The sequence below is a fragment of the Amycolatopsis sp. NPDC102389 genome, assembly GCF_044765885.1.
GTDB lineage: Bacteria > Actinomycetota > Actinomycetes > Mycobacteriales > Pseudonocardiaceae > Amycolatopsis.
In genome coordinates this window covers 1,778-3,579 of record NZ_JBIWKX010000126.1, presented here as the reverse complement: position 1 = coordinate 3,579, position 1,802 = coordinate 1,778, and the positions used below count along the sequence as shown (strand labels likewise).

Below are 1,802 nucleotides of genomic sequence, written 5' to 3'. Positions count from 1 at the left end.
ATGTGAAACACGGATTTACCTATGTTTCGGCCTACACGCTTACACCAGTACTACCACTCACTGGCGGAGCTACCTTCCTGCGTCACCCCATCACTCGACTACTACGGAATCAGATCCCACGCTCCACACAGAAACCTCCGTCCGAAGACTTCGGTAACTGGCTTTGGGTGGTTAGTATCAACCGCCTCATCCTGGGCGCACGTGCTCGGGTACGGGAATATCAACCCGTTATCCATCGACTACGCCTGTCGGCCTCGCCTTAGGTCCCGACTTACCCTGGGCGGATTAGCCTGGCCCAGGAACCCTTGGTCATCCGGCGGCAGAGTTTCTCACTCTGCATTCGCTACTCATGCCTGCATTCTCACTCCCACACCCTCCACGACTGGCTTCCGCCGCCGCTTCCCTGGATGCAGGACGCTCCCCTACCCATCCGTGCGACTAGACATCTCTTCAAGAGAGACGCCGATCTATATGCACGAATGACACAGCTTCGGCGGTGTGCTTAAGCCCCGCTACATTGTCGGCGCAGGACCACTTGACCAGTGAGCTATTACGCACTCTTTCAAGGGTGGCTGCTTCTAAGCCAACCTCCTGGTTGTCTGGGCAATCCCACATCCTTTCCCACTGAGCACACACTTAGGGGCCTTAGCTGGTGTTCTGGGCTGTTTCCCTCTCGACGACGAAGCTTATCCCCCGCCGTCTCACTGCCACACTCTCACACCACGGTATTCGGAGTTTGGTTGATTTCGGTAACCCGGTAAGGCCCCTAGACCATCCAGTAGCTCTACCCCCGTGGTGAAACATGTGACGCTGCACCTAAATGCATTTCGGGGAGAACCAGCTATCACGGAGTTTGATTGGCCTTTCACCCCTACCCACAGCTCATCCCCTCAGTTTTCAACCTAAGTGGGTTCGGCCCTCCACGTCGTCTTACCGACGCTTCAGCCTGGCCATGGGTAGATCACTCCGCTTCGGGTCTAGACCACGCGACTATATTCGCCCTATTCAGACTCGCTTTCGCTACGGCTACCCCACACGGGTTAACCTCGCCACGCAGCACTAACTCGCAGGCTCATTCTTCAAAAGGCACGCCATCACCTCAACATCACAAGGATGTGCTCGGGCTCTGACGGCTTGTAGGCACACGGTTTCAGGTACTCTTTCACTCCCCTCCCGGGGTACTTTTCATCTTTCCCTCACGGTACTAGTCCGCTATCGGTCTTCAGGAAGTATTTAGGCTTACCGGGTGGTCCCGGCAGATTCACAGCAAATTCCACGAGCTCGCTGCTACTCGGGAACACCAGACAAACAATCCACAACGTGTTTTCGCGTACGGGACTCTCACCCACTCCGGTCGCCCATCCCAAGGCGTTCCACTAACACGCGTAACCGTTCCGAGGACTGTCAGATCCTCGACGCTGGGTCCCACAACACCACACACACAACGCCTGACAGCTTGACATGTGCATGGTTTAGCCTCTTCCGCTTTCGCTCGCCACTACTCACGGAATCACGGTTGTTTTCTCTTCCTACGGGTACTGAGATGTTTCACTTCCCCGCGTTCCCTCCACACACCCTATATATTCAGATGCGGGTAACACCACATAACTGGTGCTGGGTTTCCCCATTCGGAAATCCTCGGATCACAGCTCGGTTGACAGCTCCCCGAGGCATATCGCAGCCTCCCACGTCCTTCATCGGCTCCTGAAGCCAAGACATCCACCATGTGCCCTTAACAACTTGACCACAAAGATGCTCGCATCCACTCTACAGTTCTCAAACACCACACCAGAAACAAACTC

At 55.3% G+C, this 1,802-nt stretch carries 1 rRNA gene (cut by a window edge); it reads right to left on the bottom strand.

What is annotated here, in order from left to right:
* Positions 1-1,746 (bottom strand): 23S ribosomal RNA (locus tag ACIRGA_RS40755); its annotated part reaches 1,383 nt to the left of the window's first position; the annotation flags it as partial.
* Between the last annotated feature and the right edge of the window lie 56 nt (positions 1,747-1,802).